Annotated in this window: 15 protein-coding genes; all 15 read left to right on the top strand. The window is 54.5% G+C overall.

What is annotated here, in order from left to right:
• Positions 1–63 precede the first annotated feature (63 nt).
• Positions 64–456, top strand: a complete 393-nt coding sequence (gene crcB / locus NI000_RS02225; RefSeq protein WP_253407291.1) for a fluoride efflux transporter CrcB — start codon at positions 64–66, stop codon at positions 454–456.
• Positions 456–836: a fluoride efflux transporter FluC gene (locus NI000_RS02220; protein ID WP_309247864.1), complete on the top strand. Its 381-nt coding sequence runs from the start codon at positions 456–458 to the stop codon at positions 834–836. Before crcB ends, NI000_RS02220 begins: the two co-directional genes overlap by 1 nt.
• A 23-nt stretch (positions 837–859) precedes the next feature.
• Positions 860–2155, top strand: a complete 1296-nt coding sequence (gene aroA, locus NI000_RS02215) for a 3-phosphoshikimate 1-carboxyvinyltransferase (protein ID WP_253407288.1) — start codon at positions 860–862, stop codon at positions 2153–2155.
• Between the two features lie 72 nt (positions 2156–2227).
• Positions 2228–3052 (top strand): C39 family peptidase, encoded by an 825-nt coding sequence (locus NI000_RS02210; RefSeq protein WP_253407287.1) that lies wholly within the window; start codon positions 2228–2230, stop codon positions 3050–3052.
• A gap of 26 nt (positions 3053–3078) precedes the next feature.
• Complete coding sequence (locus NI000_RS02205) at positions 3079–3507, top strand: CoA-binding protein (protein ID WP_253407286.1); 429 nt, start codon at positions 3079–3081, stop codon at positions 3505–3507.
• A 1-nt stretch (position 3508) separates the two neighbouring features.
• The gene (thiE, locus tag NI000_RS02200; protein WP_253407285.1) at positions 3509–4159 is read left to right on the top strand and encodes a thiamine phosphate synthase; all 651 of its coding nucleotides are present in this window, start codon (positions 3509–3511) and stop codon (positions 4157–4159) included.
• 129 nt (positions 4160–4288) lie between these two features.
• Entirely contained in the window at positions 4289–5008 is a 720-nt protein-coding gene (locus NI000_RS02195) for a hypothetical protein (protein WP_253407284.1), read from the top strand.
• 133 nt (positions 5009–5141) lie between these two features.
• Entirely contained in the window at positions 5142–7046 is a 1905-nt protein-coding gene (locus NI000_RS02190; RefSeq protein ID WP_253407283.1) for a glucose PTS transporter subunit IIA, read from the top strand.
• Positions 7039–8805 (top strand): phosphoenolpyruvate--protein phosphotransferase, encoded by a 1767-nt coding sequence (gene ptsP, locus NI000_RS02185; protein ID WP_253407281.1) that lies wholly within the window; start codon positions 7039–7041, stop codon positions 8803–8805. Before NI000_RS02190 ends, ptsP begins: the two co-directional genes overlap by 8 nt.
• A 45-nt stretch (positions 8806–8850) precedes the next feature.
• On the top strand, positions 8851–9393 hold the full coding sequence (locus NI000_RS02180; RefSeq protein ID WP_253407279.1) for a type 1 glutamine amidotransferase domain-containing protein: 543 nt from the start codon (positions 8851–8853) through the stop codon (positions 9391–9393).
• Positions 9390–9800, top strand: a complete 411-nt coding sequence (locus NI000_RS02175; RefSeq protein WP_253407277.1) for a VanZ family protein — start codon at positions 9390–9392, stop codon at positions 9798–9800. Before NI000_RS02180 ends, NI000_RS02175 begins: the two co-directional genes overlap by 4 nt.
• Before the next feature lie 169 nt (positions 9801–9969).
• Complete coding sequence (locus NI000_RS02170) at positions 9970–10386, top strand: hypothetical protein (protein ID WP_253407425.1); 417 nt, start codon at positions 9970–9972, stop codon at positions 10384–10386.
• Between the two features lie 139 nt (positions 10387–10525).
• Entirely contained in the window at positions 10526–11554 is a 1029-nt protein-coding gene (gene ccpA / locus NI000_RS02165) for a catabolite control protein A (protein ID WP_253407275.1), read from the top strand.
• Positions 11555–11591: 37 nt separating this feature from the next.
• Positions 11592–12293, top strand: coding sequence for a 5'-methylthioadenosine/adenosylhomocysteine nucleosidase (locus NI000_RS02160; RefSeq protein ID WP_253407274.1), 702 nt, complete (start codon positions 11592–11594; stop codon positions 12291–12293).
• Positions 12294–12350: 57 nt separating this feature from the next.
• Positions 12351–13736, top strand: a complete 1386-nt coding sequence (locus NI000_RS02155) for a glycine--tRNA ligase (RefSeq protein ID WP_253407273.1) — start codon at positions 12351–12353, stop codon at positions 13734–13736.
• Positions 13737–13906 lie beyond the last annotated feature (170 nt).

Here is a 13906-nt window from a genome sequence, read left to right as displayed (position 1 = left end):
CGTGTCAAACAAAGCGGAATGCCTGTCGTTGATGACGTTAATTTTGAATGGGGACGATATCGAATGACCGTACTTTATATAGGTCTGGCGGGAATTGCCGGAGCGCTGGCACGGTACGGATTGTCCTTTGCTATGAATCCGCAGCAGGTTACCTCGCTGCCGTGGGGAACGCTGCTGTGCAACCTGGCCGGCTGCCTGACACTTGGCTTTCTGGCCTATTTGCCCGGTTTGAAGCGGTATTCGAACCTTCGCGCCGCGTTGATGACCGGATTCGTCGGAGCGTTTACGACGTTCTCGACATTAAGCTGGGAGCTCGTATCGATGCTCCAGCAGCAGCTTTGGACGATCGCCGCGCTCTATTTTATCATCAGCCTGTGGGGCGGGCTCGGCTGCATTCGTCTCGGACGCCTGTTCGGTCTAAATTTGGCGGCGGTAAAAAGGGGTTCTGAGGAATGATGTCGAATACATTAGGAACGCTGCTGCTCGTAAGCGCAGGAGGCTTTGCCGGCGCCGTTGCAAGGTATTGGATCGGCAGCGGCATCGCGGAACGGCTTAAAACTTCTCTACCATACGGAACGCTGACGGTCAACCTTATCGGTTCGTTCTTGTTGGGCGTCTTGTGGGGAGGAGGGGCAGACGGCCGATTGATGGCGCTCCTTGGCAGCGGATTTATGGGGGCATTCACGACCTTTTCGACGCTAAAGCTGGAAAGCGAAGCGCTGATTAGCCAAGGCGAAAGCCGGACGGCCTGGCTGTATATGGGGCTGTCGTATACACTCGGTTTGTTGCTTGCTTATGCAGGCTATATCTTTTCACTTACATATATAAAGCTCTGACGGACAAGGAGAGATACTTTACGATGAAAGCCATTGTCAAACCGACCCCGCGTCTGGGCGGGACGATTAACGCTCTGTCTTCCAAAAACTACACGACCCGCTATTTGCTTATCGCTGCGCTTGCGGACGGGACGAGCACGGTGTACTTTCCGGCCCACAGCGAGGATAGCGACGCGATGCGCCGCTGCATCCGGGATTTGGGCGCCGTCCTGGAAGAGGACGACGAGAAGATGACAATCCGCGGCTTCGGCCGTCATCCGAAGCATGTGAGCGAGCTGAATGTCGGCAATGCCGGAGCGGTACTCCGCTTCTTGATGTCGGTCGCCGCTTTTTGCCCGGAGGTGACGTTCATAAACGCTTATCCGGATTCTCTCGGCAAACGCCCTCATGACGATCTGATCGACGCCTTGAAGCAGATGGGAGTCGAGGTAGAGCACCGTGAAGGAAAGCTGCCGATTACGATTCGGGGCGGCCATCCGCGGGGCGGCAAAATTACCGTTTCCGGGAATGTCAGCTCGCAATTTTTAAGCTCCTTGCTGTTCGTTGCTCCCTTGCTGGACGAGGATAGCGAGATTACGGTGCTGCACGATCTGAAATCGAAAATTATCGTCGGCCAGACGCTGGAAGTCATTGCCCAAGCGGGTGTGAAAATCGAAGCGTCCGACGATTTGATGCATTACAAAATTCCGGGCAAGCAGCAGTACAAGCCCCAAAACTACACGGTTCAGGGCGATTATCCGGGTTCTGCCGCCATCCTGGCCGCTGCGGCCGTGACGCATTCGGACGTGACGGTGCTTCATTTGGCTGAGCAAAGCAGGCAGGGCGAGCGGGCCGTTGTCGACGTGCTCCGCGCGATGGGTGTCGATCTTACCCACGAGAACGATGCCGTTCGGATTCGCGGCAATCAGAAGCTGATCGCAGGCGAATTCGACGGAGATCATTTCACCGACGGCGTGCTGGCGATGGTTGCGGCGGCGGTGTTTGCGGAAGGCACGTCCCGATTCTACAATGTAGAGAACCTGCGATACAAGGAATGCGACCGAATTACGGATTTTGTGAACGAGTTGCGCAAGGCCGGAGCGGATGTGGAGGAAAGACAAAGCGAGATTATCGTCCATGGGCGTCCGCAGGGCGTAACGGGCGGCGTCGAGATTAACGCGCACTACGACCACCGTGTCATCATGGCGCTTACTATCGTCGGCCTCCGTTCCGAGCAAGGCTTGATTATCAACGACGCGCATCATGTGGCCAAATCTTACCCTCATTACTTCGAGCATTTGCTGTCGCTCGGGGCGCAAATCGAACTGGTTCAAGAGTAAGGCGCTGCGCGCCGGCGTTGCTTAACCTATCATCATGATCGGCATGCTGATCGTAACGAGGCGGTGAAGGACGTGACCGTATTATGGAAAGGAATCCAGGTCACGCTTGCTTTATTTCTCATCACAGGGCTTCTCTTTGCCAGCGGCGTATTTGGCGTACTGCTTTACGCTAAACTAACGGGACAGACATGGTTCCGGGACCCGACCGTCGCCTACGCGGAGCAAGAAGCTGCCGCGGCCAAGACAGCCGCTAGCGCCGCCGCACCTCCTGCGGCGAAGCCGGTCGAGCGGCCGAAAAGCGTATTGTTGGAAGCGCCGCATATTCGGCAGCTGCCCGAGCTTCCTTCCGGATGCGAAGTGACGAGTCTTGCGATGCTGTTGCAATATTACGGCGTGAACAAATCCAAGATGGATTTGGTTCCCGAGATGAAAAAAGATCCGACCCCGATCCGTTATAACAAAAACGGCTCAATCGCTTTTTGGGGGAATCCGAACACCGGATTCGTCGGAGAGGTGACGGGCGCCGCCAAAGGGTTCGGGATCTACCATACCGCATTGTTCGAGCTGCTAAAGGCTTATGTTCCTACGGCGCAAGATCTGACCAAGGAACCGTTCTCGAAGCTTGAAGACCAATTGATTCAGGGAGTCCCGTCCGTCGTTTGGACGACGATCAACTATAAGGTTCCGGACAATTGGGTCGTGTGGGATACGCCGATCGGTCCGATCGAGACGACCTTTATGGAGCATGCGGTGCTGCTGGTCGGTTTTGACGAACAGTACGTATATGTCAACGACCCGCTTGCCGGCCAAAGCAACAAAAAAATCGACAAAGAAGCGTTTATGGCAACATGGGATGCGATGGGACGCCAAGCGATAAGCTATACGAAGGCGAAATAAATTCATGAAGCGAGGAGCGATTTGTCATGGCTTTTGAAAATCCACCGCGTGAACGAATCAAAGAACTATTGGCGGGAGCCGGCAACGTAGCGGTCGTCGGGCTGTCCGACAAGCCCGATCGCGTATCTTACATGGTTGCGGAAGCCATGCAGAAGAAAGGCTACCGCATTATCCCGGTCAATCCGACCGTAAGCGGAACGATTCTCGGGGAAACCTGCTACGCGTCGCTCAGCGATATTCCCGAACCAGTGGATATCGTGAACGTATTCCGCCGCAGCGAACAGGTCGTTCCCGTCGCCGAGGAAGCGGTAAAGATCGGGGCCAAGGTGTTCTGGCTGCAGCAGGGGATCTTTAACGAAGAAGCGGCGGATATTGCCCGCGCCGGCGGTCTTGAAGTGATTATGGACCGCTGCATCAAAGTAGAAGACTCGATTTTGTTGCCCGGAGGGAAATAATTTGTTCCGGTCAGACATTCGTCAATATTTATCGGTTTACTTGGTTATGGATCTCTCGGGCCACGAAGGGCGATCGGCGTTAGAGATTGCCCGGGCGGCACTGGAGGGCGGCGTAACGATGATCCAGCTTCGCGAGAAAAAAGCGCCTCTGTTCCGCGTCATCGAAGAAGGCAGAGCGCTGCGGGAGCTTTGCCGGGAATACGGCGTCCCTTTTCTGGTTAACGACCGGGTCGATGTGGCGCTCGCGCTAGACGCCGACGGCGTGCATGTCGGCCAGGACGATCTGCCGGGATCGGAAGCCCGCAAGCTGCTCGCCGAGGATAAGATCATCGGCATCTCCGCCAGCACGATGGCTGAAGCGGAGTGGGCCATAGCTCAAGGCGCAGATTATTTGGGCGTGGGCGCCGTCTATTCCACCCTTACCAAAGGGGATGCCGGGGCGCCGATAGGCACCGGGCTGATTTCGGAGATCAAGCAGCGTTGGCCGCATATTAGCATGGTCGGGATCGGGGGCATTGACGTTTCCAATGCGGCGCCCGTCATTCAGGCCGGCGCAGACGGAGTGGCCGTCGTATCGGCTATCGTTCGGCAAAGCGATCCTTGCTTGGCCGCCCGGCAGTTAAAGCGGGAAATTTGTCCCGGACAACCCTAAAAAAAAATAAACGCCAAGTAATAAAATAAATCCTCCTTGAAGACAATAAGAAAGGCTTCTGGAATGGAACGGAACAACGACCCAGCACCGGAAGACTTCCTATAATAACTTCGAGGAGGATTTTTTCGCATGTACCAACAAGGTTTCCAAAGCAGCTTTCAAAACCAATTGGGTACGGCCGGTCCTGCAAGCTCCCAATACTCCAAATACCAGCCGGTCGGATATGTACAATCCCAATACAACCAGTCCCTGAATCAATCCGGAATCAGCCAGCAATACGGAGCCGGGCAGCAATTCTCGCAATTCCAAAGCCCGCAAGCATATCACACGGCGAACTACCGCGGCAACCAACAAGGGCATGACGCCTATCTTCGCTCCGATTCCACGCAGCCGGCGCAAAGCCAATTCGGAATCGGCGCACCCCAATTCGGCGCTTCTTCTTTCGGAGCCGGACAACAGTTCTCGCAATATCAAAGCCCGCAATCGCCGCAATCGTATCACACGGCCAACTACCGCGGAGACCAGCAGGGCCATGACGCTTACCTGCGTTCGGATTCCACGCAGCCGGCACAAAGCCAATTCGGAATCGGCGCACCCCAATTCGGCGCGGCAAGCTTTGCAAGCCAAAATCAATTTGGCCAACAATTTGGCGTTTCCGGGCAGTCGTATTCCCAATTCCAAAGCCCGCAATCGTACCATCTGGCCAACTACCGTGGCAACCAACAAGGACATGACTCTTATCTTCGTTCCGATTCCAACCAACCGGCGCAAAGTCAATTTGGTATCGGCGCAGGCGGTATCAGCACAAGCGGTTTCGGCGCAAGCGGCGTGGGCTTTAACAGATTCTAATTTTAATCGGCAAGCAGCTTCGAACAGGCGGGCCCGGCAGGCCCGTCTTCTTTGTGTTTTCCCTGAACTTACGGTTTGACAAAAAACGGTTCTGAGCGTACCATCGTTAGTATGAAAGGGGGAACGGACCGATTTGAATTGGATGGGAAACTTGCAGCAGCTTGGCCGGTCGCTCATGATGCCGACCATTACCCTTCCCGTTGCCGCTATCTTGCTGCGCCTCGGTACCCTGCCTTGGGATCGGATTCATATGCCCCGCGTCGGGGAGATTTTATTGCTCTGCGGCACAACGATCTTTACGTATTTGCCGCTTATTTTTGCGGTCGGCGTCGCCCTGGGGTTGACGGAAAGCGCAGGAATCGCGGGCATGTCGGCGCTTATCGGCCATTACATGTTCAGCGAGGCGACGCAGCGTTACCTCGGCGATTCGTTTCAGCTCGGCGTTCCCGGCGGCATCCTGATCGGTTTGCTGGCGGCCGTCATTTATCATAGGGTTAAGCATATTCAGCTTCCCGAATCGATTCAATTTTTCGGCGGTCCCCGCATGGTGCCGCTGCTGATGGGGCTTGCCATCTTTTTATTAATTTTACTGATGATCCAATTCGGTCCTGCGCTCGAAACCGGGATGGAGAAGCTCACGAGTTTTATTCTGGGACTCGGCGGGTTCGGCGCATTTTTATACGGCATCATTCACCGACTTTTGGTCCCATCCGGACTGCATCACGTGTTCAACAACTTTTTCTGGTTTCAGCTCGGCGCTTATAACGATGCGCAAGGACAGCCGGTATTCGGCGACTTGCCCCGCTATTTTGCCGGAGACCCGACGGCGGGAATGTATATGGCCGGCCTGTATCCGATCATGATGTTCGCGCTGCCCGCCATTGCCTTGGCGATTATTCAGGAAGCGCGTGAGGATTTAAAGCCGAAAATTCGGACGACTTTCCTTACGGCGGCTTTCGCCTGCTTCTTAACCGGGGTGACCGAGCCGATCGAGTTCGCGTTTTTGTTCGTGGCACCGTATCTGTTTTTCGTGCATGCTATTCTTTCGGGATTGGCGATGTGGATCGCTTACGTGCTCGACATTCACCACGGCTTCTCTTATTCGGCGGGAGCGATCGATTACTTGATCAATCTGCACTTGTCGACACGCGGCCTGCTGCTGATTCCGATCGGGCTTGCTTACGGTTTCGTCTACTATGTGCTGTTCCGTTGGGCGATCCGCCGTTTCCGTATCCCGACACCGGGACGCGAGGAGGGCTCGCAGCTCGAAGAATGGGCCGGGGACATTCCGTACCGTTCGCCGCTCATTTTGCAGGCGCTTGGCGGCAAGGAAAACATCAAGAACATCGAAGCATGTATTACCCGCCTGCGGCTCACGCTGGTCAATGACCGGCAGATGGATGTGTCGGCGCTTCGGCTGCTCGGTGCGGCCGGCGTCATCCGTTTGGGCGGCGGCAACGTTCAGGTCGTGTTCGGCACGTATTCGGAATTGATCCGCGAAGAGATGATCAAGTCGATGCGCAAAGATATTCAGCAGGTGCTGTTCAGCTCGCCGATGCAGGGGCGGATGATCCCGTTGGAGGAAGTGCCGGACAAAATTTTCGCCGGCAAACTGGTGGGCAACGGCGTCGCCTTTTTCCCTGATAAAGGAGAGCTGGTATCGCCTGTAGCGGGTAAAATCATTCACGTGTACCCGACGCTTCACGCCCTCGGGATCGAGACGGAGCAAGGACTTCAAGTGCTCCTCCATATCGGAATCGATACGGCCGGCCTGCAGGGCAAATATTTTACCGCTTACGTGAAAGAAGGAGACCTGGTCGAACCCGGTCAACTGCTCGTCAGGTTCAATCTGCAGAAGGTGAAGAAAAATTGCAAGTCGCTCGCGACGCCTATGCTCATCACGAACGTCGATATGGTGAGATCATGGAGCTTCGCGCCTTACAAAGCCGTGAAGAAAGGACAGGCGTCGGTCATGTCCGTCATGCTGAAAAATACCGCTACAACAGGAGTTACAGGGGGAGGGAACGCTTATGGTTGAGGGGATCGGAGCTTCGTCGGGGATTGCGATGGGCAAAGCTTTCGTTATTCCAACCTGGGAATGGGACTTTCCCGAAAAGCTGATCGACGTTACGGACTTGGCGTACGAATTCGAAAGGTTGTATGACGGAATCCGCCATTCCAAGGACGAGATCGAACTGATCAAACAGGAATTCGTCAGCGTGCTGGGCGAGGAGCAGACGCAAATTTTCGACGCGCATCTGGCCATCTTGGAAGACCCGATATTCATGAACGAAGTGCAGGGGATCATGCAGCGGCAGTACAAAGCGGCGGAGGTTGCCGTCAAAGAAGCGATCGATAAGTTCGTAGGAATGTTCGATCTGCTTGACGACGGCTATATGAAGGAGCGCGCGCTCGATATTAAAGACGTCGGCAACCGGCTGCTCAAGCATCTGCTGGGAGCGCTCGAAGAGACGCTGCCGCCCAAGGATCAGCCCTACATTCTCGTAGCCAAAGAGCTGATTCCGTCTCAAATGGTGCATCTGGATGTGAATCTGGCGTTAGGGCTGGTAACGATGCTGGGCGGCAAAACGTCGCATGTGGCCATCATGGCCCGCGCGATGAGCGTGCCGTACGTTCTTGGGCTCGAGGGCAAGCTGCAAACGCCGATTCAAAACGGCGACTATCTGATCATCGACGGCGACGAGGGTGTCATCTATGTGAATCCGGCCGACGATGTGATCGAGAAGTACAAGGCGCGCAAGGAAACGTGGAAAGCCGTTCAGGAACAGCTGCAAAAGCTGGCCCATCTGCCTACCCGGACGGAGGACGGAAGGCAGATGCATTTGGCGGCCAATATCAGCTCGGTGAAGGAGCTGGAGCTGGTCATGAAGAACGGCGCTTCCGGCGTCGGCCTGTTCCGGACGGAATTTTTGTACATGGACCGCAGCAGCTTCCCCGAAGAAGAGGAGCAGTTTGCTGTATATCGTGAAGTGGCCGAGCGGCTGGGCGGCAAGCCGGTCGTCATTCGGACGCTGGACGTCGGAGGAGATAAGCATCTCGACTACCTGGCCCTGCCGGAGGAAGAGAATCCGTCGCTCGGTTACCGCGCGATCCGGATTATGCTGGACCGGACGGATTTGTTCAAAACGCAGCTTCGGGCTATTTTGCGGGCGAGTCATTACGGCTACGTTAAAATCCTGTATCCGATGATTTCTTCGCTAGACGAGCTGCGCCGAGCCAATGAAGTGCTGGAGGACGCGAAAAAGGAGCTTGCGGCCGAAGGAACCCCGTTTAGCTCAGATATTAAGGTTGGCATTATGATCGAGCTTCCGGCCGCGGTCATGATCTCCGATTTGCTTGCGCAAAAGGTCGACTTTTTCAGCATCGGAACGAATGATCTGGTCCAATACGTGCTGGCCGTCGACCGGATGAACGAAACGGTGGCGCATTTGTACGACCCGTTTCATCCGTCGGTGCTCCGCATGCTGAAGATTACGGCGGATCATGCCCACAAGCACGGGACGCATATCAGCGTATGCGGCGAGCTGGCAGGGGATGTCCGCGCTTTGCCGATTTGGATTGCGCTCGGCATTACCGACCTGAGCATGTCGGTGCAATCGATATTGAAGGTGAAAAACAGCCTGCTCCAAAGCAGACACAGCGACGGCGAGAAGATTTGGGAGGAGCTGGCCGGCTGTGCCAGCAGTGCCGAAGTGGTGACCGTCCTTACCAAATATTTGGAGACGGATATCGCTGATCAGTCGGGGCGCACACGACCCGCTTGCGGTTTCTCTTAAGCGTTGTTGACTTTATGATACTAGCCATAGTTGGGGGAGAATAGGATGAATCTTGCGGGACATAAAGTGCTTGCGTTTGTCGACGAAGAGTTTGAAGATCTGGAGATGTGGTACCCGGTGCTGCGGCTGCGGGAGTCCGGGCTTGAGGTACATCTGGCCGGCCCTAAGGTGGGTACCGTCTACCACGGAAAATATGGCGTTCCTCTGACGACCGAATATGCCTTGGACGAAGTGAAGTCTGAAGACTATATCGGGCTTTACGTGCCGGGAGGCTGGGCGCCGGACAAACTGCGCCGCTATGCTTCGGTGCTGCGGCTGACCCGAGAATTTCACGAAGCGGAAAAACCGATCGCGCACATTTGTCATGCCGGCTGGGTGCTCGTTTCGGCGAAAATATGCCAGGGCTACACGATGACTTCCACACCGGGCATCAAGGACGATCTTGAAAATGCGGGCGCAATTTGGGTCGATCAAGAAGTAGTGGTCGACCGGCACATTGTGTCCGGACGCAGACCTCCGGATCTTCCGGCGTTTACCAAAGCGTTCGTCGACCGTTTGGCGCAATATGCCGAGGAGCATAAAGGATGAACATGATCGTCAGGTGGCTGCCTTCCGTCCTGTGGATGGCAGTTATTTTTTATTTGTCCTCGCGGACCGGCGACGATCTTGGGGGATGGCTGGATGAAATCCGACTGATTATTCCTGCGATGGAAGGGTTCGATTGGGGTCATTTCGTTTCTTACTTTATATTGGCGTGGACTTATTTATGGGCACTTCGTCCGAAGCGGCTGACCTTCCTGGCGAAGTTCACGGTCGTGCTGCTGTGTGTGCTTTATGGGTTGACGGACGAATATCACCAATCGTTCGTACCCGGGCGCACGCCGGATATAATGGACATACGAAACGATGGGATTGGAGCCACTCTGGCGATGCTTGCGCTGTCGCTGCCTTTTGTCCGGCGCGCTTACGAGCGCCTGTGTGCTAAATATTACTAGCCTCGCGGCGGCAGGAGTTTGTTCGCGAAGGTAGAATATTTGTACATAAGCAGGATGGACGAATGTGCCGTCATAGACGACGGTGGCTCGTTTGTCGGGACCGTCGGAATCAACGGATTCCGATCGTTTGAGAAAGGTTTGGCGTTGCTGCCAAAAGGAGTGGTAGTTGTTGCATAAGCCGTGCAAGTGTGGAAAGGCTATGAGCATTCGTCTTCGTACCGTCATTTACCAGAACAAAGTCGAGATCGGGAACGTTCCGATTTTCTCGTGCGACACCTGCAACCGCAGCGAGGTGTTTGCCGAAGTGAAGCCGGAATTGACCGGACTCATCGGCAAGCTCGGCAGCGAGCCGGAGAAACAGGCGCTTCAATTTGACGATGTATGCGAAATCGCCCATTTGATGGTCAAAGTAACGGAGAAAAAAAGGGCAGCCGACCCTGTAGAGACAATAATCCAAGAAAGAATCAACGAACTGCTTGATCTGCTGCTGTTGGCCCAGTCGCTCGACGACGGAGGATGGATTGACGACGTCCGCAAAAGACTGTCGCAAATCGCCAAGCATTCGGTCACGGTACACGATTTTTGAAAGCCGCTGCTCCGCAGTTGGCTTTTTTTGTGTCTTTTTGATACTATATTCATAGGACTATGACCAATTCGTTGCGAAAACAAGCATTTTGTCGTATGATAAGGCTAAATGACATGATCGCATTATACTTTTTAAAACAATGGAGAGAATGGCCGTGACTGTGACAATTTATGATGTAGCCAGAGAAGCAGGCGTTTCCATGGCAACCGTTTCCAGGGTTGTCAACAATAACCCAAACGTGAAGCCGCAAACGCGCAAGAAGGTGTTTGAGGCGATTGAGCGTTTAGGCTACCGTCCGAATGCCGTAGCAAGAGGCTTAGCCAGCAAGAAAACGACAACGGTCGGCGTGGTCATTCCCGATATTTCCAATTCGATTTTTTCCGAGGTTGCGCGCGGCATCGAAGATATCGCGAATATGTATCACTACAATATTATTTTATCTAATGCGGACAAGAAGAAAGAAAAAGAAATCCGTGTGATTAACACCTTGCTGGAGAAGCAAGTGGATGGGCTGCTCTTCATGGGCGGGGCGATTACCGAGGAACACATTCAGGCATTCAAGACGTCTTCTGTACCGGTGGTGCTGTGTGCGACGGCGGATGAACAGCGGACGATTCCTTCGGTCGACATCGACCATGAGAAGGCGGCGTTTGATGCCGTGAACGTGTTGCTGGAGAACGGACACCGCGATATCGCCATGATTTCCGGTACTTTGCAGGATCCCGCCAACGGTTTTGCCCGTTACCAAGGATACAAGAAAGCGCTCGAAGCCGCGAACATTCCGCTGCGCGAAGAGCTGGTCCGCATCGGGAACTACCGCTATGAATCGGGTCTTGAAGTGACGAAGTACTTCCTGGAGTTGGACAACCGTCCTACGGCGATCTTTGCCGCAACGGACGAGATGGCGATCGGAGCGATTCACACGCTGCAGGATAACGGCTTGAAGGTTCCGGAAGATATGTCTGTCATCAGTGTGGACAACATTCGGATGGCTTCGATGGTTCGTCCGCTGCTGACAACGGTTGCTCAGCCGATGTACGACATCGGTGCCGTAGCGATGCGGCTGTTGACCAAGCTGATGAATAAAGAAACGAAGGATGCTTCGGAGCTGTCGCAGGTTATTTTGCCGCATGAAGTGATTTATAGAAATTCGGTGGCTCATCGCTAATATGAGCCACTTTCTTTTGTAAAAGGGGGATTCTGGGTTGACGTACGGTAAACTAGGCGTCATCGGCGCGATGAAGGAAGAAATTGAGCTGTTCCACGAGCATATGGAGCAGGTGCGGGAATCCGCGAAAGCAGGGATTACGTTCTACGAAGGCGTTTTCCACGGTAAAAGCATCGTTCTGTGCAAATCGGGCGTAGGCAAAGTGAATGCTGCCGTAACGACGCAGATTTTGATCGATACATACGGCGTGGAAGCCGTCATCTTCACCGGAGTGGCAGGGGCGGTCGACCCGTCGCTGAACGTCGGCGATATCGTGGTGTCGACGGAATGCCTTCAGCACGATATGGATGTAACGGCCCTTGGATTTCCGCGGGGGACGATTCCTTACGCGGCGACGTCGGTTTTTGCTGCTGATACGGGGCTGCGCAGCGCCGCGGCCGGAGCAAGCCGTGAGCTGTTCGGGGCGGTTAAGGAAGGACGGGTGCTTTCGGGCGACCAATTTATCGCCAGCCGGGAGACGGTCCAAATGCTGCATAAGGAACTCGAAGGCGCATGCGTCGAGATGGAGGGCGCGGCGGTCGCACAGGCTTGCTCCATGAACGGTATCCCGTTCGTCATCATTCGTTCCATGTCCGACAAGGCGGACGGATCGGCACACGTCAATTTTGCGGAATTCACCGTGCAGGCTTCCGAGAACTCATACCGCATCGTGGATCAGATTATCAAGCGTCTGTCATAGGTTTGACGGACACCGGAAGCGGTCCAAACCAGAGAAGTAGAAGGAGAGAATATAACGATGTCATCCGTAACGATGGAACAATTGGTCGCTTTGGCCAAGCACAGAGGCTTTATTTTCCCGGGCTCCGAAATTTATGGCGGTCTTGCCAATACATGGGACTACGGTCCGCTCGGCGTTGAGCTGAAGAATAACATTAAGCGCGCCTGGTGGAAAAAGTTCATTCAAGAATCCCCGTACAATGTCGGTCTCGACGCGGCTATTCTAATGAACCCTCAAGCTTGGGTCGCATCCGGTCATGTGGGCAACTTCAATGATCCAATGATCGACTGCAAGCAGTGTAAAGTGCGTCACCGCGCGGACAAATTGATTGAGAACGCCTTGGCGGAAAAAGGCATCGAGATGATCGTCGACGGCCTGTCGTTTGCCGAGATGGAGAAACTGATCGCCGAGCATAAAATCGTTTGCCCGGACTGCGGAGCATTGGATTACACCGAAATTCGCCAGTTTAACCTGATGTTCAAAACGTTCCAAGGCGTGACCGAATCGAGCGCGAATGTCGTTTATATGCGTCCGGAGACGGCGCAGGGCATTTTCGTCAACTTCAAGAACGTACAGCGCACCATGCGCAAAAAGCTGCCGTTCGGCATCGGCCAAATCGGCAAAAGCTTCCGGAACGAAATTACGCCGGGGAACTTCACTTTCCGTACGCGCGAGTTTGAACAAATGGAGCTCGAATTTTTCTGCAAGCCGGGCGAAGACCTGCAATGGTTCGAGTACTGGCGTGCGTTCTGCCGCGACTGGCTCTTGAGCCTTGGCATCACGGAAGCGAGCATCCGTTTGCGCGACCACTCGGACGACGAACTGTCCCATTATTCCAATGCGACGACAGACATCGAATACAAATTCCCGTTCGGCTGGGGCGAGCTGTGGGGTATCGCCGACCGCACGGATTACGATTTGAAGCAGCATATGAACCATTCCGGCGAAGATTTCAATTATATCGAGCAAGAAACAAACGAGCGGTATATTCCGTACTGCATCGAGCCGTCGCTGGGCGCGGACCGGGTAACGCTGGCGTTCCTGATTGACGCGTTCGAGGAGCAGAAGCTGGAAGGCGACGACAGCCGGACGGTACTGCATTTGCATCCGGCGCTGGCGCCTTATAAAGCGGCGATTTTCCCGCTCTCGAAGAAGCTGTCCGATGGGGCCAACCAAGTATTTGCCGATTTGGCGAAGCACTTCCTGGTCGATTATGACGAAGCCGGTTCGATCGGCAAGCGTTACCGCCGTCATGACGAGATCGGTACGCCGTTCTGCATTACGTACGATTTCGAGTCGGAGCAGGACGGTCAAGTGACCGTTCGCGACCGCGATACGATGGAGCAGACGCGGATGCCGATCAGCGAGCTCAAAGCGTTTATCGAGTCGAAAGTGCAGTTCTAATCTCCAAGACACGAAACAGCCCGCGCCAATATGGCCGCGGGCTGAGCTTTGAGAAAGTGGTCTATTGAGGTATTAGAGATGTACGAGGGGGTGGGGTATCTACTTCCGGTCGCTGCTCCACCCCGCAAAGTGAAGTGGAATCAGAGAAGCCAGTCCGAGTACTTTGCGGG

The organism is Paenibacillus tyrphae (genome assembly GCF_024158745.1).
In the GTDB taxonomy this organism is placed as follows: domain Bacteria; phylum Bacillota; class Bacilli; order Paenibacillales; family NBRC-103111; genus Paenibacillus_G; species Paenibacillus_G tyrfis_A.
Note: the sequence above shows the minus strand (reverse complement) of the source record. Positions and strands in the feature narration are given on the sequence as shown.